Origin of the sequence: Lentibacillus populi, from assembly GCA_014642895.1 — a bacterium.
GTDB classification, from domain to species: domain Bacteria; phylum Bacillota; class Bacilli; order Bacillales; family Amphibacillaceae; genus Lentibacillus_C; species Lentibacillus_C populi.
The window spans coordinates 17,479-35,664 of sequence record BMJD01000021.1 but is presented as its reverse complement, the minus strand read 5'-3'; the positions used below and the strand labels follow the sequence as shown (position 1 = coordinate 35,664).

Genomic DNA, 18,186 nt, shown 5'->3' with positions numbered 1-18,186 from the left:
CAAATCAATCGAGTACAATACTTATTTTTGAAACATCTCTACTTGAAAATCCACTTTTTTATTTTCTTGCTTCTCATAGCCTTTCATATAATCAATTCTGCGTTGGGCGGATGCTTGCGATACTTGTTCATCTGCATGATAGGACGAGCGGACAAGTGGGCCTGACTCACAGTGACGGAAGCCTTTCTCCAAAGCAATTTCCTTTAGCTCGGCAAACTCATCCGGGTGGTAATAGCGCTCTACCTTCAAGTGTTTTTTCGTTGGCTGTAAGTATTGCCCGATTGTCATAATGTCCACATCGTGTGCCAAGAGATCATCCATAGCCTGAATAATTTCTTCTTTTTCTTCTCCAAGCCCCACCATAATACTTGATTTCGTTGGTGTGTTTGGGGCAATCTCTTTAACACGCTGCAGCAATTGCAGGGAACGATCATACATCGCCCGTGCGCGGACACGCTTCGTTAATCGGCGTACGGTTTCAATGTTATGGTTAAAAATATCCGGCTTACTATCCATTAATGTATGAAGGCTATCATAATCACCCTTCATATCGGATGGAAGGATTTCAATGGTACAGCCAGGGTTCTCCCGGCGAATGGCTCGAACCGTTTCAGCAAATACGGCTGCCCCACCATCATTCAAATCATCCCGCGCTACTGCTGTAACTACCACATGCTTTAATCCCATAATAGCCACGGATTCAGCGACCCGTGCAGGTTCCCCCCAATCAAGCTCATTAGGTAACCCGGTTTTTACTGCACAAAAGCGGCAGCCGCGTGTACACGTATCCCCTAAAATCATAAATGTTGCCGTTTTACGCTCACTCCAGCATTCGTGGATATTCGGGCAGCGGGCTTCTTCGCAAACGGTGTTTAACTTTTTATCGCGCATTAACTTTTTAAGGCCTCGATAGGATTGGTTTGTATTGATTTTTGTTTTCAGCCATTCCGGTTTTCGTATGTATTCTTCTTGTTTAGCCATTTTACACGCTCCTTAATTGATGTTTGAAGTTCCATTCGTTTGTGTTGTATTTCTTCTCAGCAAGCTGGTATACTTCATCCCATTGCTCATTGGTTAATGCAAATGGAAATAGTTCTATGTCTACTCCTGTTTCAAATCCTGTTTTAAACGCGTCTTTCATGGTGTCAATTGAAATAGGTACATTAGACTCTTGACTGATCGTTGTTGCTTTCTTATCAAATGCCCTTCTGTTTCTTTCCCGTAGTTCTTCGCTCGGAAAACGGAACAGATCGAAAAGCATGATTTTATCAATCGATCGTGGTATCGACCCGTGCTGCAGCAGTACTCCTTTTTGACGAGTTTGTGCATTTCCAGATATTTTCTTTCCATTCACCATTAATTCATATAATGCAGGTTTTTCAAAGCATACGGCAGAACGGCTCTTGTTTGATTTCGTTGTTTCCGCATAATTTACTGTAATCCCGAGCTTTTCATACCCTGCAAAAATCCCCTTCGATAGTATGTAATAAGCTTCTCCAACTGAAGCCGGGATATAGGGCTTATCTTCCGCAATAATGATGCTGTAAGTTAGCTCATCATCATGCAAAACAGCGCTTCCTCCAGTCAACCGTCGAACGAGTGGAACCTGATAACGATCTAATGCTGGTAAATCAATTGCTTTATCAACATTCTGAAAATAGCCAACGGACAGGCTTGGTGCAGACCATTGATAGAAACGTAAAATTGGAGGTGTTTTCCCCTCACTATGCCAATGAAGCAACAACTCATCCAACGCCATATTCACTATGGCATCGTGTATCCCAGTATCGATAAATCCCCATTCATCACGCACATGTATCGCCTCCTCGTTTTGTTATGTTATGTCCTGAAATACGTGGAAGGGTGATAAAAAAACAAAAACCGCTCCCCAGTGGAATGCAGCTTTGGTTGTATGTACAATTAGTTCCATGTTACATACAGCTACACTTCCCCACGCTGGTATTACCTAGATCGGGTGCAAAGGGTCAGAACGAAAATGTTCTTCTCAGCTCTTGAAAGCTCCCCTAGTGAATTTGTTGATATTTTTTAAACTATTTATATGGTAAAGGGATTCATACAGATTGTAAAGCAAATTGGAAATTTTAGCTGTTTGGATTACCTTCTTACGGTATAATAAAAGTTAACGATTCCAGGATTAACAACCTTTGATCAAAGACATGTCTTTAAAAAGCACAGATGAACAGGAAAGAAGAATTGTCACCTGATAAAGTTGCATTAAGAAAGGAGAGAACGATTATGGAAGGGTTGCAGCGAATGATTGCCAGCATTGATTACATTGAGAAAAATTTAGACGCTGACCTCCCTATTGAACATGTGGCAATGGTTGCATGTATGTCTAGATTTCATTTTCAGCGAATGTTTCATATGTTGACGGGTGTGACCGTTGCTGATTATATCAGACGCCGAAGATTAACCTTGGCTGCTCAGGAATTAACGCATTCGAAAAGCAAAGTAATTGAGATTGCGTATAAGTATGGCTACGAGACTCCGGAGTCATTTTCCAAGGCGTTTCGTAAACTGCATGGTTTAAGTCCATCAGCCGCACGCCGTTACAATCAATCGTTGAAGGCATTCCCTCGTCTCTCTTTTCAAATTCAATTAAAGGGTGATGAAGAAATGAATTACAGAATTGTTGAGAAGGAAGCGTTTCGGGTTGTTGGAAAAGGAATACGTACGGCAACAATTGATGGTCAAAACCATCGTGATATTCCAGCTTTTTGGGATGAATCGAACAGGAACGGATTTACGGAGAAGCTCGTAAACGATTGTGGTTCAATGGGATTACTTGGTGTATGTATGGAATTTGATAAACAGCAAGAAGAATTAACTTATTTTATTTGTGCTGAACGGAGTAATCAAGCGGTTCCTTCCGATTGGGAGGAAAAGGAGATTCCGGCATCAACGTGGGGGTTTTCCAGGCGATCGGTCCGGTGCCGCATGCGATTGAAAAGATATGGGATCGTATTTTTTCCGAATGGTTTCCCTCAACCGGGTATGAGCATGTTGATGCACCGGAAATAGAAGCTTACCCGCCAAATGGCGATGTAACGGCTGAGGATCATTGTTGTGAAATTTGGATTCCAATTGTGAAGAAGTGATGTTTATTAATAGCAGACACTCAAACGAAAGTCTGAATGTCTGCTATATATCGCAGTTTTATCTCAGCCAATAATGAATCTGATAATTGTCTTCTCAAATCCATGCAATAATTCGAATAATTTGTTTTTCTCCCAAACCAAATGTAGTATATAAGAAATTCATCATATGCTAGATTAGAAGAATGGGCGGCTAGAGAGGGGAAGGACAGCATTGGACAAAATAGTAGATATACAGAATATTTCATGGAAAAGGCACGGGGAAACGATTATATCGGATATCAGTTGGGGGGTCTCAAGAGGGGAACACTGGGCAATTCTTGGACTGAATGGTTCTGGAAAAACGACATTATTAAATATGATAAACGGCTACATTTGGCCGACGACGGGAAAGGTTAGTGTATTGGGGAAACCGTTTGGACAAACTGATATTCGGGAATTACGGAAATCAATTGGCTGGGTCAGTTCCTCCCTTCAAGAAAGAATGAAGGGGCTAGAGACCGTCGAAGATATAATCGTTAGCGGGAAATTTGCTTCCATCGGGTTGTACGAAAATCCAACAGAAGCTGATGTTGTAAAAGCCTGCAAGCTTATGGAGCAGCTTCAATGCAGTCATTTGCTAGGAAGAACCTATCAAACCTGTTCGCAGGGGGAGAAGCAAAAGATTCTTATCGCACGTGGTTTAATGGGATCACCAGAGTTATTGATATTAGATGAGCCGACGAACGGTCTTGATTTTATTTCCCGTGAGGAGCTAATGTCTTCCGTTAATCAATTAGCTGTACAGGAGAATGCACCAACGATCCTGTTTGTAACCCATCATATAGAAGAAATATTACCTGTTTTCACGCACACCCTATTATTAAAGCAGGGAACAGTTTATGCGAAAGGGAAAAGGGAAGAAATGTTAACCGGCGGACATTTATCACGTTTTTTTGATTTGCCTGTCCAAATTGACTGGAGTAACGATCGGGCGTGGATGACGCTTTAATTGCGGAATCAAAAGCAAAAAAGGTCTCCGTCAAGGAAGACCTTTTTACTACTTTCTGTCCTCAAATTCAAGTTTCGTATTATCTTTAAAGGTAATTTCGACTTCGAATTTGGTGTAATCATCTGGCAGGTCAAACGCTTTTAAGACCTGACTAATTGCATCGTCTTTTTTCGTGTCTTGAGTAATGGAAAGTTTTTTGACTTTTGGATATAGGTCATTAAAGGCCTCTTCACCCTTTTCATAAACATCATTCACCGAATCCTCTATTTTTGCATCAATGAACTCAGAGTTGTGCTCCCGTTCAATTTCTGCCTCATATTCTTGATTCTTGCCATAGCCAACTTCCAATTCGATATCAGTATAATCCAGTTGCCCCATTTTTTCGGACATATCTGTGTTGCTATCGTTGTTATTCATCGTATTATCTGGTTGTTTCGGATTACTATTTTGGGCTTGATTGTTGGAAGCGGCATTGTCGTTATCAGAGGCCCCGCCATTATCATTTTGCTGGCTGGCGCATGCAGCTAATAATAATGCAATTGATAGTGTAAAAATAATCTGAATGAAGCGTTTCAATCCTAACTCCTCCAATGTATCATTGTTATTACTATTTTGCCTATTTCCAGGTAATTTAAACGTTGCTTCTAAAAATATAATAGGCGGGGGAAATGTTTCACTTTTATAAAAAAGTACATCTACTGCTGTCTATTTCAGCATGTAGATGCACTTTTTTCTTTAGCGAGTACTGGAACTGCTAATGCTTGTATTATAGATACTTCCCTGGATTAACCGTTTAACCTCATCGATCTTATCTTGATATAACAATTCCACGATTTTACTTCCAACAATAACCCCATCACAAGCTGATCCCAATTCCCTTCCCTGTTCCGGGTTTGACACGCCAAATCCCGCCAAAACAGGAACATCGGTTATTTCTTTCAGATCCCGTAAATAGTTTATTACATTCGCCTGATGAGCGGCTCTTGCTCCGGTCGTACCTGTAACCGAAACAGCGTATAAAAAGCCTTCTGTCCGTTTGGCTATTTCCCGAAGGCGTTCTTCCGGACTGGTTAAAGCGGCCAAACGAATCAATGCGATCGACTTTTCCTGTAAATAGTCAACCACAAGTGCTTCTTCTTCAAGCGGCAAATCAGGAATAATCAACCCATCGACGCCTGCTTTTTCACAATCTGCCGCAAACTTTTCAATACCATATTTATAGATTGGATTTAAATAGGCCATAAATATAATTGGCATGCTAAGCTTGTTCCTAAAGCCTTCTAGTGTCTCGAAAACAGAAGTGAGCGTTGTCCCGTTACGTAACGCCCGGATTCCTGCATCTTGAATGGTTGGACCGTCTGCTACTGGATCAGAAAAGGGGATACCAAGCTCTACCGCAGAAGCACCGCATTCCTCCAAAAACAGCAAACGTTCCTCTAAAATATCCAGTCCACCGTCACCAGCCATAATATAGGGAACAAACAATTTTTGTCCAGCGGCTAATTTATCCTGAAAAACTTCTTCAATACGTTGCTTACCCATTTTTGTTTCCCTCCAATGCAGCTTTTACTTGTTCAACATCTTTATCGCCACGACCTGATAGACAAATGGCTAGTGATTGGTCCGGCTCCATTTCTTTTGCCAGTTTCATTGTATACGCAACAGCATGGGCACTTTCCAAGGCCGGAATAATACCTTCTATTTTAGATAAATACTGGAATGCCTCTAACGCTTCTTTATCGGTAATGGACGTATAGGTTACGCGTGAAGTATCGTGCAGATGACTATGTTCCGGTCCAACCCCCGGATAATCCAGGCCTGCCGAAATGGAGAAGGCTTCTTGGATTTGTCCGTGCATATCCTGCAATAAATGTGTCATCGTCCCATGTAAAACACCAAGATTTCCCGCAGTTAACGTTGCTGCATGCTTATTGGTTGTAATTCCGGCACCGCCTGCCTCAACGCCATACAGCTTTACGGTTTCATCCTGGATAAACGGATAAAACATGCCCATCGCGTTACTGCCGCCGCCGACACATGCGACAACCGCATCTGGCAGTTTTTCAGTCTGTTCCAGCATTTGTTTTCTCGTTTCGGCGCCAATGACGGATTGCAGATCACGGACGATTTTTGGAAAAGGGTGCGGACCAACAACGGATCCTAAAATATAATGTGTATCTTCTACATGACTGACCCAGTAGCGCAGTGCTTCATTGACAGCGTCTTTTAATGTGCCGCTGCCTTGTGAAACACTTTCGACCTTAGCGCCAAGCAATTCCATTCGGAAAACATTCAGCTTTTGCCGGCGAATATCTTCCTCGCCCATAAATACGACACATTCCAAGCCGAGCAATGCACAAACCGTAGCAGTAGCGACGCCATGCTGACCGGCACCCGTTTCTGCTACAACTTTTCGTTTTCCCATTCGTTTGGTTAGTAATGCCTGACCAACTGTATTGTTAATTTTGTGTGCGCCAGTATGGTTTAAGTCTTCCCGTTTCAAATAGATTTTTGGTCCGCCAAGCTGTTTGCTGATGTTTTCTGCATAATACAATGGCGTTTCCCGTCCAACATACTGCTTTAAATAATAGTCTAGTTCCTCCGTAAAGTCAGGATCCTTCATTGCCTTTTCATAGGCTTCCTCTAATTCTAACAAAGCAGGCATTAATAGTTCCGGAACAAACCTGCCGCCAAATTTTCCGTAACGTCCTTGTTTGTCAGGCATTGCGTATGTGGTCAATGTGCTCATCCTTTCGTTTTACATTTGTGATAAATTGTTTGATTTTAGCTAAGTCTTTCTGGCCATCTGTTTCCACTCCACTTGAAACGTCAACACCGGCAGGGCGGGCAGCTGCAATTGCATCCTGTACATTATCTGGATGGAGCCCGCCAGCAAGGATAATTTTTTCTGGTTCCAGATTTACCTTTGCAAGCAAATCCCAGTCAAAAGTTGTGCCGTTTCCACCGCGATTTGCACCTTTTGGGCTGTCCAGTAAATAGTAATCACATGGGTATGTCTTTATTGCCGCCAAATTTTCCGGATTCACGGAAAATGCTTTTATAATCGGGATATCGAGGATTTTCGCATACTCCGGTGTTTCATCTCCATGTAACTGAATATAATCAAGGCCAACCTGTTCAACAATTTTTTTTACTTCTTCCAACGATTCATTGACAAAAACGCCAACCTTTTTAACTGTCGAAGGAAGTGTCGCCGCTATGGTGGCAGCTTTAGCCGGTGTTATCCGCCGTTTGCTTGGAGCAAAAACAAAACCAATAAAATCTGCCCCCGCCTGAACTGCTGTATTCGCTGCTTCCTGCGTTGTAATTCCGCATATTTTAACGAGCATTTGGCAATCGCCCTTTCGTGAGTGAAATCCGTAAATCCTGGAATGTTTCCGTCAGGTTATTAGAACACATTAGCGTTTCTCCAACTAATATTCCTTTTACACCAGCGGCCTCCAATCGCTCCACATCGGTGCGAGACTTGACCCCGCTTTCGCCAATTAGTAATGCAGCTGAATTTTCAACCATTGGTGCAAGTTTTTTCGTAACATGCAGGTCAACTTCAAAGGTTTTCAAATTTCGGTTGTTGATCCCAATGATGTCGGCATCAAGCTCCACGGCGATCTGCATTTCCTTCTCGTTATGCACTTCACAAAGTATATCTAATTGTAAGCTTTTCGCATAGTTGTAAAGGCTTCTTAGTTGATCTTTATCCAACGCGGCAACGATAAGCAAAATAATATTCGCGCCAGCTGCTTTCGCCTGTTCAATCTGGATAGGGTCAATTATAAAATCCTTGCATAGTAATGGGATGTCAACTGCTGCCCGTACCGCTCGCAGGTCATCCATTGATCCTTTAAAAAATGTCTCATCGGTCAAAATGGAAATGGCACCAGCGCCTAATTGTGCATACCGCTTCGCCTGTTTGACTGGATCTACCTCCATTTGTATCGCACCTTTAGATGGCGATGCCCGTTTAATCTCAGCAATTATATTCATGTTCTTTGATTCCGCAAACGTCTGTCTGATCGAAGGTATTGTTTGTTCGGATGTACTGGGAAACCCGCCTCCGTATGCTTTTAATTGTGCGATTTCCCTTTGCTTCTGTTCCAAAATCTCATCTAAAATCGTCATTTATATCGCCTCACTAGGTATCTTCTTACTATACTGGATTAGTTTTTGCAGCTTCTCCATTGCGGCCCCCGACATGATGCTTTCTTTAGCCATGGTAACACCTTCACGGATCGTTGCTGCGGCACCATTTGCATATAAACCAAGTCCAGCGTTTAATAGTACTGTGTCCAGATGAGGACCGTGGTTTCCTTTTAAAACACTCAATAAAATTTCAGCGTTTTGCTTCGCGTCCCCACCCCGGATTTGACCGTTGTCATAAACAGGCAGACCCACCTCAGTTGGGTGAAGGGTAAAGGATGTAATGGTTCCTTTGTCAAGCAATGTAATGTAGTTATCACCTGCGAGTGATGCTTCATCCATGTATCCCGCGCCATTAATAACGATCGCGCGCTTACGCCCAAGTTTATTTAATGTTTCCGCCATCATTGGCAGGACATCACGCCGATTCACTCCGAGTAATTGCGTATTCAGTTCAACAGGATTTGTTAATGGTCCTATCAAATTGAAGATCGTCGGAATTCGCAAATCCATTCTAACCTTCATAAATCGCTTAATTTTCGGATGGACATTTGGTGCAAACAGAAAGGCGATTTGGTTTTCGGTTAAAATTTCTTCTACCTGCTCCTTCGATAAAGCTAACGAAATACCTAACTGCTCCAGAACATCCGCACTGCCGGTTTTACTGGAAATACTGCGGTTGCCATGCTTTGCAACGGTAACACCAGCGCCCGCGATGACAAATGCAGCGGTAGTACTGATATTGAAGCTATTGGAGCCATCACCGCCAGTTCCGCAGTTATCCATGGCGTTTGGGATGCTGTTTGTTGTTTGTAATGAATGCTCACGGATAATCTGTACAAGTCCTGCTATTTCTTCAGCTGTTTCCCCTTTAGCCCGTAAAGCAATGAGAAATGCGCCAATTTCGCTATCAGAAATCTGGTCCGTAAAGCATTGGGAAGCCGCTTCTTTTACCTCGCCAAAAGATAAATTTTGCTTATTCGCCAATTTTTCAAGATAATTTCTCATACCTAGTCTCCTCTCTGATCTCTGCTAAAAAATTTCGTACCATTTTCTTGCCTGTGTTAGTTCCGATTGATTCGGGATGAAATTGTACCCCATACACCGGGTACCGCCGATGTTTGATTGCCATGATTTCATTGTCGTCCAATGATGTCGCAGTGATTGCAAGCTCCGCAGGGATTGACTTTGGATCAACGATTTGTGAATGGTAACGCATCACTTCGAGCGGCTGTGACATGTAACTGAACACACCTGAACCGTTATGGGTAATCCGGGACGTTTTCCCATGTTTGATTATTTTCGCCTGCTTAATGGTTGCCCCGAGTGCAGCGGCAATAACCTGATGACCTAAACAAACACCTAAAATGGGTATTCGTTTATAAAAGGCATTGACCATTTCGATACAAATGCCAGCCTGATCTGGTAACCCAGGGCCAGGGGAAATAACGATTGCTTCCGGATTCAGGACATCGATTTCGGACAAACTGATTTCATCGTTACGAGCAACTGTTACCTGTTCGTTTTCCTCGGAAAAATATTGATAAAGGTTATAGGTGAATGAATCATAATTATCAATGAGTAAGATCATATTGGGCCACCTCCATTAAAGATTTTGCTTTGTGTAATGTTTCCTGAAATTCCTTTTCCGGATCCGAGTCATGCACAATTCCGGCACCAACTTGCAGATAGGCGATTTTCTCTTTAATGACAAGGGAACGAATGGCAAGTGCGATGTTTAGATCATGATTGAAATTAATATAGCCGACCCCACCTGCATACACGCCGCGTTTCGTTGCCTCCAACTGATTAATGATTTGCATTGCGCGAATTTTTGGTGCCCCAGACACGGTACCCGCTGGCAGGCAGGCGCTTAGTGCTTCCAAACTTGACATTCCTGCTTTCAGCTTTCCATGAACTTCGGAGACAATGTGCATCACATGCTGGTATTTTTCTATTTTCATATAGGTTGGAATCGAAATGCTGCCCACCTCACAAACGCGGCCAAGATCATTTCTGCTTAAATCGACCAGCATCCGATGTTCTGCAAGTTCTTTTTCATCTGCAAGAAGTTCTTTTTCCAGCATGGCTTCTTCTGCCTCTGTCTGTCCGCGGGCTCGCGTTCCTGCGATTGGATTGGTAATAATTTTATTACCGGACGTTTGAATTAAACTTTCTGGTGATGCACCTAATACGAGATATTCATCAAAATCGATATAAAACATATAAGGAGATGCATTTGCCTTCCTGAGCTTCCGGTAAAAGGTAAAGGGATTGCCAGCAAATTTTGCTTTCATCCGTTGGGATAATACGGCCTGAAAAATGTCGCCTTGTTGAATCCGCTCCTTGGCAGTTTTAACCTTTTCCTTAAACGCTTCTTCCGTGATTTCCGGTTCAAAATGAACAGGCACAATATCTTCGGTAGTGAGCGATTCCGGATTATTGTTTAGTAAATACTGTAAATGTTCCAGACGCTCATCAAGTATTTTTTCCGGTTGTCTGTCAAGATTCATAGCAATAAGATAGACGGTTTCGGTTCTATGCTCAAATACAATGACATCTTGATACAGCATCAGATGGACGTCAGGCATGTTCCGTTCATCCGGTAAGGCCACACCAATATCCTCGAATTGGCGAATCGCATCATAGCCGATATACCCAATTGCCCCGCCGTAGAAGGGGAAGGGGAGATTTGTTTCTATTTTTGGTAAATGGTTTTGGACGTACTGTAGTGGCTCCTCTGAAAATTCTTTGTGTTCGCTGCCATCATGGTGCAGAACTTTTGTAGTACTTTCTTCGCCAATAATTTCCTGATATGGATTTGCCCCAATAAATGAGAATTTTCCTTTCTTTTCATGCTGAAATGAACTTTCCAGCAGGAATTTTTTCTTTCCGGTTAATCGGCTAAAGATCGTTATCGGTGTTAGTGTATCAGCATTTTGCTTGATTACTTTATATGGGAGTGTTGTCACTTGTTAAAACCCCTTTCGTTTCAGTTGAAATAAAAAATCCTCTATAAGCACATGTTAATGTGCTTATAGAGGACGATTGCGACCGCGGTGCCACCTCTGTTGAAAACTGACTGATATACAGCTTTCATCTCTTTCGGATACGGGATCAAGCATTTAGATTAGTCTGATGGAAAAGTTCCGACTTCCGGACTCTAACATCCGACCTCTGCTAACCTATATCCTATCCGTTTAACGGCGGAGCTCCGTGTTTCCCTACTTTAAGTTCAAGAAACCTCTCGTAAGGCCATTCAGCTTTATCAACGTACCGGAATTACACCGACACCGGCTCTCTGTAACGCTTCAGGTAAAGCTTACTCTTCTTACTCAGCGATTTTTCCGTATGAAATTTTTAAGAACGCAAAAAGGGTTCCTCCATCCCAAAAGGACGAGGAACCCGTGGTACCACCTTTATTAGCTGACAAACAGCTCACTTTGGCAATATCAAGTAAGGGGATGTTCAAAAAGTCCGGTAAATCCTCCTTTTGAACACATATCAAGACTTAATATTTGTCTCTTGTAACGATGAGACGTTCGCCAAAGCCTACTGCAATATGGTTCGGTTTGGGAGTTCAGAAGCCCATTCGTCTAACCAATACTACTGGTTTCCACCAACCACCAGCTCTCTAAAAGTATCCAGAAAGAGTACTATTCTTCGTCATCACTGTTCGTAAAATTTAATTATTGAGATTAATGATAGGGGAATTGATTTTAAATGTCAAGGGGTAAAAAAGAAAATTTTATGCAGGAAGTTTTCCTAAATGTTCTTTAGCAAATATCTAACCGTGGCTTTACGTCCATTTCGGTTCAGTGTTTTTATATATGAGAATGATTATAACTTCGGTTCAAAAATGATATAATTATTATGTGCAGGAATTCTGAAATAAGAGGGATGGCGAATCCCAATAATATTGGATTAATGGATAAAGATAAACTATATATCATTAACACTCATTGGGAAAGACAAATGGCGTTTATAAAATAGGAGAGGACTTAGGTTATGATTGGAAATAACTATTTGCAATCCTTGTTTGCATATCCAGATGAAGATACGGGTTTAAACCAGCTGCTGGAACTTTTAAACTCAAAAGACAAGGCATTTATTAAAAGTTTGTGTACACCAGTGGATATAAGTGCATGTAATGATGCAGAATTAAAATACTTAACAAAGGTATCAGCCTTAATAGATTATTATTTACAAATTCATGGAATAGACGTTCCAAGGTGGCTTAGAAACGAGAAACTAAAGTTTGATAAACCCTATTATTTCCCCAAACGAATAAGTGACTTTGAGAAATTTAAATTACAGTATACAAACCCATCACCTTTCAGGGCAAGGAATGTTTATTATGATTTGAACGGAATTGAAAGGATTTAAAAGTTGTATTTCATGAATGTAACTTGCCCTTACCAAAATAAAGTGCACTGCCTATTACAGGCAGTGCGCTTTATTCATTTTTCTAATTTCAAGCTTCTACTGTCGCAAACAAGCTATTTTATGCTATTTTAAATACATAAGAATTTTTTATAAAAAAGGGAGTTCATTTAATGACAAAGAAAAAAGTGGGAATTATTTTTGGCGGAAAATCCGCGGAGCATGAAGTATCCCTCCAGTCGGCAAAAAACATTGTAGAAGCAATTGATAAAGATAAATATGATGTTATGTTAATTGGCATCGATAAACAGGGGAAATGGCATTTAAATGATCAATCCTCCTATTTATTAAATGCGGAAAATCCGAAACTAATTCAATTGAATAAATCAAATGAAAATGTGGCAATTGTTCCTGGCGAAAATGACCACCAGTTAATTAATAAGGCAAGTGCTCAAAATCTCGAACAGCTTGATGTGGTATTTCCGATTGTTCACGGGACACTTGGCGAAGATGGAAGTTTGCAGGGAATGCTGCGTATCGCAAATCTCCCGTTTGTCGGACCAAGCGTCCTGAGCTCCTCGATCTGCATGGATAAGGAAATTGCCAAACGTCTTTTGGAAGCGGCAGGTATAAACGTTGCCAAAGGATTTGCCTTCACAAGGGCCAAAAAAGACCGAATTGTTTACGAAGATATTGTTGCGCATTTAGGAACACCAATGTTTATTAAACCAGCAAATCAGGGGTCGTCAGTTGGGGTCAGCAAGGTTTCCACTAAAGAGGAGTTTGAAGTGGGAATTGCAGCTGCATTTCAGTATGATCATAAAGTAATCATTGAAGAAAGTGTTGTCGGCCGTGAAATTGAATGCTCGGTGCTTGGCAATGACGAGCCTATCGCATCTTTACCAGGTGAAATTCTGCCAAATACAGAATTTTACTCCTATGAATCGAAGTATATTGATGAAAAAGGAGCAGAATTGGCGATACCGGCTGAGTTGCCCGGGGAATTGGTGAAAAATGTACAACAAGTTGCGGTAAATGCATTTACAGCACTTCAATGTGAAGGTCTTGCCCGTGTTGACTTTTTCTTAACAGAGACGGGTGACATTTACGTCAATGAAGTGAACACATTACCAGGCTTCACCAGAATCAGTATGTATCCAAAGCTGTGGGAAGTGAGCGGTATTTCTTATCCAGAATTGATTGATAGGTTAATTGAATTGGCAATAGAGCGTCATGAAAATGATAGAATGCTGAAAAGCGCTGTTTGGGGTGAGGAATAGATCTCTGGTTGCAGGGTATACTCCTAAGCAAGTAATTACAAGGGAAACGGTTGAGGTGAAGTTTCATAGAGAAGGAAGCAGACTGCTATTGTTTGCTTCCTTTAAAATTGAATGTAACCTGTAAAGGAAAGAACAGAATGTAACAAATTAAAAATCTTAGTTCCCTCTTGAGATACTTTTAATCCATTTCATTTTGCATAGTTATAATAATACTTCCCAAAATATCGATTGTTTTAATTATTTTGTTTACCTGAGGAAACCATAACGAAAGTGAGATATAATTTTACAGAAAATAGGATAATTCCATTTTAGGAAGTCTGCTTCACTTCCAATTATTCATCTCCCCACGGATACAATCTTTTCACTTCAATTTATACCGCGATGCTTGTATTGCATGTTAATTGATAATTCCATCTATTCTCTAAACTGTATTGCATTATTTCCTTTCCCTTTTTTCGGTGATTTTCGATAGATTGTATATATTCACTGTCCAAACCTTCTTAGTAACAAAATCCTTATTTAGGTACATAGTAAAACTGCAACTATCACATGCTAAATATTACTGAAACAAACGGGGGAAAAACATGGGTGGCAAAATTAACATACCGCAGTTTTTTTTTATTTTCTTATTAAGCACTGGTTTAAGTAATCACGTACTTATTATCCCTTTACTTATTGATGTTGCCGGGCGAGATGCATGGATTAGTGTGATAGTGGGTTACTTGATTAGCGCACTGTTTATGTTTTTACTTGTATTTGTAAGCAGGCATTTTAAAGAACGATCTGTATTTGAGTGGCTTGAAATTGCATATCGCCCTGTATTAAGCAGATTATTGGCTATTTGTCTTATTATATTTCTTCTTATTACAGGATGGATTACGTTCAAAGAAACAATTAGTTGGACAAATGAGACATACTTGCCGAATACTCCTATGTTCATAATTGGTTTCTCGATACTGGCAGCTTCACTATATATTTCAATCGGAAAAATTAATGTGATCGCAATTTGTGCAGGGGTTCTCCTCCCATTTGTGATTGTGTTTGGTTTATTTGTAACGATAGGGACAATTCCCGATAAAGATTATTCTCTTATTACACCAATATTAGTAGAGAATAGCTGGATTAATGTAATAAATGGTGTTGTTTTAGTTTTTGGTTCCAATATTGAGGTCTTTTTACTGCTGTTTCTTCAACAGCATATCATAAGAAAAATTAACCTTTCCCATTTATTATTACTAACCTTTTTTCTAAGTATTTTAACAATCGGGCCGTTGTTAGGAAGCATTGCGGTTTTTGGAGCAGAAGAAGTAGCAGCATTAAAATATCCCGCTTTTTTTCAATGGAGGATTCTTAGTATTGGTACATATTTTAACCATTTGGATTTTTTATCGATCTATCAATGGTTATCCGGTGCCTTTATACGTTTGGCACTGATCCTGTATTTAATTACTAGTGCATTTAATATAAAGACAAAAAAGGGCCGTCTTTTTATTCAAAGTTGTGTTTGTGTTCTTTATTTGATTTTTCTTTATGTACCCATTTCAGATGAACATTTCATTTTGTTTTTACGGGATTACTTTTACTATGGAAGCAGCCTTTTTGCGGTTATTGTGACGCTCTTAATTGCGTTCTTGGTTTGGAAATCAAAGGACAGGAGGAACTTAAGTGAAAAGTAAAAGAGAGTCGGAACAAATCGATTATTTCCTGGAACTTTTTCAGTATTCATTAGACATTAATGTTAAAGAACACCGTTTAGTCAATGATACTGATTCCGAACAAATTATTATTGTTTATTGCGAGGCTTTGGCCGATACAGATCTCTTAACAAAGAGTATTTTGCCGGATTTGCAGCGAATTTATTTTTTACATGGACGGAGAGCAATAGAAAGAAAGAACGAAGCGGAATCTGTTCAGTGGAACAAAAAAGACTCTGCGGTCAGCGAGCAAATTCGAAAAAAAGTGTTCGACGGTTTCACAGCTATTGCAATAGGTAAGACGATTTATTTTTTTAATACAGCCAATCCGCCAAAAAGAACTCCCGAGGAATCTATAACTGAAGTTTCACTAAAAGGACCAAGGGATGGATTCATCGAAGATATTAATTCTAATATCGGACTAGTGCGTAAACGACTAAAGACAAATTCTTTAGTGACAAAATCATTCACCATTGGCAAGAGAAGTAATACAAAAGTTAATCTTGTTTATCTGACAGATATACAGAATGATGAAAAGATTAACGAAGTGACAAAACGGTTAAACAATGTGGATATAGACATCCTTAACAGTGATAATCAGTTAATTGAACTGCTTGGGGACTCCAAATATTCCTTATTTCCTTTAATGGAATCCATTTCACGTCCGGATGGAGTTGTGAGTTGTTTAATGCGTGGACGTTTTGCCATTTTTATTGATAATAACCCAAACGTAATTATTGGTCCGGCAAATTTGGGTTTGCTTTTAAATTCCTCTGAAGATGCTCATATATCGTATTATTATGTAACCCTTGAACTATTCCTCCGGATTACCGGTCTAATACTAGCCATTTTTTTACCAGCATTTTGGATAGCTTTATCTGCTTATAACGTGGACCAAATTCCATTTCCCTTGCTGGCAACTATAGGTGCCTCTCGATTAGGAATTCCATTCAATACAACAATTGAAATTTTATTAATGCTAGGTCTGTTTGAGCTTTTTCGAGAAGCAGGAGTTCGTTTGCCGAAGGCTGTCGGGCAAACCATTGCAGTAGTTGGCGGGCTAATTGTAGGAGATGCAGCAATTCGAGCCGGTATGACATCTCCAACGATGCTTGTTATTTCTTCTATCACTGCGGTCGCAACTTTTACACTTGGTAATCAATCATTATTTGGAACAGTAACCATTCTAAGGATTTTTTCAATTTTGTGTGCATCTGTATTAGGTATGTTTGGCTTTTTTATCAGTCTATTTTTTATTGTTGCCTATCTTGCTAAGTTGGAGTCGTTTGGTATCCCATATTTGAGCCCGATATCTCCGTTTGTTAAACAGGACGTATTAAAATCACTGTTCAAGCTGCCGGTAACAAAGGAAAATAAACGTGCAAAAATGCTTAAAACAAGGGATAAGGACAGGGGAGACAATAATTGAAGTTATGTAAATATATTTGGATCTGTATATTGATTTTAGCCATTACATCTGGTTGCTGGGATGAAAAAGAGATAGGAGAGGTCAACTATGCTTCAACAATCGGAATAGATTATGTCGACGGACAGTATAAGCTTTATGTTCAAATACTCGATTTTGTTAACGTGGCGAAACATGAAGGTGAAAAGCAGGGAGAAAGTGCTCCATTATTTTTAGGAAAAGGCTCTGGCGAAACCATAGCAGAGGCAGTAAATAATTTGTATAGAACCTCACAACAGCCAATTAATTGGGGGCACATTGGTGCAATTATTTTTTCAAAATCTGTATTAGAAAACGGAATTCAAAAGGTACAGCAATCAATACAGAGAAATGGCGAATTTCGCTATACGCCATGGATGTTTGGAACAAAAGAGCCGATAGAGAAAATACTTGGTACTTCAGGTTTTTTTCAACTTCCTCCCTTGTATACAATTTTATATAAACCGAATGATACTTATAAAGTTTTTTCTTACATTGAGCCAATCCGTATGTACAGTTTCGTTTCTACTTATAAAGATCCAGGTGGTACTGCCCTATTGCCCTCACTCTCATTCACTACAGGTGATTGGGTGAAAAAGGAAGAAAAAGATAAAATGTACAAAGAAACAGTGAAAGTAAATGGTGTATTTCCAATATCAGAAGGAAAATATAAGCAGTGGATGTCGTTTGATGAGATTGTCGGTCTGAGATGGATCGAGCCAAAAACAAGCAATACTCCGGTTTCCATTCGTTATCATGGAGAAACGATCGGCATGGTAGAAATACAAAAACCTAAAGCGCATATAAAGTTATCAGGTTCTGGTAAGGAAACGAAATTTACAATTGAAGTAAAACTTAAGGGATTTGTTACTGATTTAATGAAGGAGCTGCCAGAAAAAGAAATTGAACGGATTGTAAAAAAGCAAATTAAAAAAGAAATTGTAACAACATATCAAAAAGGGATAGAAAAAAATGTTGATGTTTATAATTTGAAAAATAAACTCTATCGCCATGGAATGGATTCGGAAAAGGTACGTAATTATCAGCTTACTGAGGAAAGCTTAACTGATGTTTTCATTAATTTTCATTTAAAAAGTAAAGGTATTCATTACTAATTATG

At 40.1% G+C, this 18,186-nt stretch carries 18 protein-coding genes, 1 riboswitch and 2 other annotated features; of the genes, 8 read left to right on the top strand and 10 right to left on the bottom strand.

All coding sequences use genetic code 11. The annotated features are described in order from the left end of the window. Positions 1 to 21 precede the first annotated feature (21 nt). Both lipA and lipM read right to left on the bottom strand, forming a co-directional pair. Positions 22 to 981 carry a lipoyl synthase gene (gene lipA, locus IEX12_RS13165; protein WP_088051185.1) on the bottom strand — a complete coding sequence of 320 codons (960 nt, stop codon included), beginning with the start codon at positions 979 to 981 and terminating at the stop codon, positions 22 to 24. Position 982: 1 nt separating this feature from the next. Beyond that, a complete protein-coding gene (gene lipM / locus IEX12_RS13160) occupies positions 983 to 1,813 on the bottom strand; it encodes an octanoyltransferase LipM (protein ID WP_088051184.1) in 831 nt (276 codons plus the stop codon). 118 nt (positions 1,814 to 1,931) lie between these two features. After that, positions 1,932 to 2,036, bottom strand: a riboswitch (TPP riboswitch). Between the two features lie 160 nt (positions 2,037 to 2,196). Between lipM and IEX12_RS13155 the strand changes: the two genes are divergently transcribed. The 3 genes from IEX12_RS13155 (at position 2,197) to IEX12_RS13150 (ending at position 4,107) form a co-directional block, all read left to right on the top strand. Further along, positions 2,197 to 3,042, top strand: coding sequence for a helix-turn-helix domain-containing protein (locus IEX12_RS13155; protein ID WP_308777802.1), 846 nt, complete (start codon positions 2,197 to 2,199; stop codon positions 3,040 to 3,042). After that, on the top strand, positions 2,973 to 3,119 hold the full coding sequence (locus IEX12_RS23715) for a GyrI-like domain-containing protein (RefSeq protein ID WP_308777810.1): 147 nt from the start codon (positions 2,973 to 2,975) through the stop codon (positions 3,117 to 3,119). Before IEX12_RS13155 ends, IEX12_RS23715 begins: the two co-directional genes overlap by 70 nt. A gap of 211 nt (positions 3,120 to 3,330) precedes the next feature. Continuing rightward, positions 3,331 to 4,107 carry an ABC transporter ATP-binding protein gene (locus IEX12_RS13150; RefSeq protein WP_088051182.1) on the top strand — a complete coding sequence of 259 codons (777 nt, stop codon included), beginning with the start codon at positions 3,331 to 3,333 and terminating at the stop codon, positions 4,105 to 4,107. Positions 4,108 to 4,155: 48 nt separating this feature from the next. On the opposite strand, the gene IEX12_RS13145 is transcribed toward IEX12_RS13150, so the two are convergent. From IEX12_RS13145 to trpE, 8 genes are all read right to left on the bottom strand, one after another. Beyond that, complete coding sequence (locus IEX12_RS13145; RefSeq protein ID WP_088051181.1) at positions 4,156 to 4,683, bottom strand: YusW family protein; 528 nt, start codon at positions 4,681 to 4,683, stop codon at positions 4,156 to 4,158. A 159-nt stretch (positions 4,684 to 4,842) separates the two neighbouring features. Continuing rightward, on the bottom strand, positions 4,843 to 5,649 hold the full coding sequence (gene trpA / locus IEX12_RS13140; protein WP_155554279.1) for a tryptophan synthase subunit alpha: 807 nt from the start codon (positions 5,647 to 5,649) through the stop codon (positions 4,843 to 4,845). Then, positions 5,642 to 6,847 (bottom strand): tryptophan synthase subunit beta, encoded by a 1,206-nt coding sequence (trpB, locus tag IEX12_RS13135; RefSeq protein ID WP_088051179.1) that lies wholly within the window; start codon positions 6,845 to 6,847, stop codon positions 5,642 to 5,644. The genes trpA and trpB overlap by 8 nt, the downstream gene beginning before the upstream one ends. Continuing rightward, positions 6,825 to 7,457: a phosphoribosylanthranilate isomerase gene (locus IEX12_RS13130; protein WP_088051178.1), complete on the bottom strand. Its 633-nt coding sequence runs from the start codon at positions 7,455 to 7,457 to the stop codon at positions 6,825 to 6,827. Before IEX12_RS13130 ends, trpB begins: the two co-directional genes overlap by 23 nt. Beyond that, positions 7,447 to 8,247 (bottom strand): indole-3-glycerol phosphate synthase TrpC, encoded by an 801-nt coding sequence (trpC, locus tag IEX12_RS13125; RefSeq protein WP_188725319.1) that lies wholly within the window; start codon positions 8,245 to 8,247, stop codon positions 7,447 to 7,449. The genes IEX12_RS13130 and trpC overlap by 11 nt, the downstream gene beginning before the upstream one ends. After that, a complete protein-coding gene (trpD, locus tag IEX12_RS13120; protein ID WP_188725318.1) occupies positions 8,248 to 9,273 on the bottom strand; it encodes an anthranilate phosphoribosyltransferase in 1,026 nt (341 codons plus the stop codon). Further along, entirely contained in the window at positions 9,257 to 9,856 is a 600-nt protein-coding gene (locus IEX12_RS13115; protein WP_188725317.1) for an anthranilate synthase component II, read from the bottom strand. The genes trpD and IEX12_RS13115 overlap by 17 nt, the downstream gene beginning before the upstream one ends. Continuing rightward, positions 9,840 to 11,237 (bottom strand): anthranilate synthase component I, encoded by a 1,398-nt coding sequence (trpE, locus tag IEX12_RS13110; protein WP_188725316.1) that lies wholly within the window; start codon positions 11,235 to 11,237, stop codon positions 9,840 to 9,842. The genes IEX12_RS13115 and trpE overlap by 17 nt, the downstream gene beginning before the upstream one ends. A gap of 65 nt (positions 11,238 to 11,302) precedes the next feature. Continuing rightward, positions 11,303 to 11,613: a binding site (T-box leader), on the bottom strand. 41 nt (positions 11,614 to 11,654) lie between these two features. Then, positions 11,655 to 11,944 (bottom strand) — a binding site (T-box leader). A gap of 329 nt (positions 11,945 to 12,273) precedes the next feature. Here trpE and IEX12_RS13105 point away from each other — a divergent pair. The 5 genes from IEX12_RS13105 to IEX12_RS13085 all read left to right on the top strand — a co-directional run bounded on the left by IEX12_RS13105 (position 12,274) and on the right by IEX12_RS13085 (position 18,181). After that, positions 12,274 to 12,651, top strand: a complete 378-nt coding sequence (locus IEX12_RS13105) for a hypothetical protein (RefSeq protein WP_188725315.1) — start codon at positions 12,274 to 12,276, stop codon at positions 12,649 to 12,651. 170 nt (positions 12,652 to 12,821) lie between these two features. Continuing rightward, on the top strand, positions 12,822 to 13,928 hold the full coding sequence (ddlA, locus tag IEX12_RS13100; protein ID WP_188725314.1) for a D-alanine--D-alanine ligase: 1,107 nt from the start codon (positions 12,822 to 12,824) through the stop codon (positions 13,926 to 13,928). Positions 13,929 to 14,512: 584 nt separating this feature from the next. Further along, complete coding sequence (locus IEX12_RS13095) at positions 14,513 to 15,604, top strand: GerAB/ArcD/ProY family transporter (RefSeq protein WP_188725313.1); 1,092 nt, start codon at positions 14,513 to 14,515, stop codon at positions 15,602 to 15,604. Then, a complete protein-coding gene (locus tag IEX12_RS13090; RefSeq protein WP_188725312.1) occupies positions 15,594 to 17,051 on the top strand; it encodes a spore germination protein in 1,458 nt (485 codons plus the stop codon). Before IEX12_RS13095 ends, IEX12_RS13090 begins: the two co-directional genes overlap by 11 nt. Further along, positions 17,048 to 18,181 (top strand): Ger(x)C family spore germination protein, encoded by a 1,134-nt coding sequence (locus tag IEX12_RS13085; RefSeq protein ID WP_188725311.1) that lies wholly within the window; start codon positions 17,048 to 17,050, stop codon positions 18,179 to 18,181. Before IEX12_RS13090 ends, IEX12_RS13085 begins: the two co-directional genes overlap by 4 nt. The last annotated feature ends 5 nt before the right edge of the window (positions 18,182 to 18,186 follow it).